Annotated in this window: 1 protein-coding gene; it reads right to left on the bottom strand. The window is 45.8% G+C overall.

Features of this window, described 5'->3' with window-relative positions:
* Positions 1–295, bottom strand: a 295-nt coding sequence (locus tag FLQ44_RS11065) for a GTP-binding protein (protein WP_147694440.1), incomplete at both ends; no start/stop codon positions are given.

Genomic DNA, 295 nt, shown 5'->3' with positions numbered 1-295 from the left:
AATTCGTAAAGATAAAGGGTTTTTCTCCACGCATCCTCCGCGCATCGCGTTCCATGACCCCTAAATCTGCTCCGACTTGAGGAGCAAGATCAATTTTGTTGATTGCTAAAAGATCGGATTTAGTAATTCCGGGACCACCTTTGCGCGGAATTTTGTCACCGGCTGCAACATCAATGACGTAAATTGTCAAGTCTACCAGTTCTGGGCTGAAGGTAGCCGCTAAGTTATCGCCGCCACTTTCTAAAAACACTAAGTCTAAATCGGGAAATCGCTGTTCCATTTGTTCAATGGCGGC

The sequence above is a fragment of the Vogesella mureinivorans genome (genome assembly GCF_007644035.1).
Lineage (GTDB): Bacteria > Pseudomonadota > Gammaproteobacteria > Burkholderiales > Chromobacteriaceae > Vogesella > Vogesella mureinivorans.
This window is presented reverse-complemented; position numbering and strand designations above follow the sequence as displayed.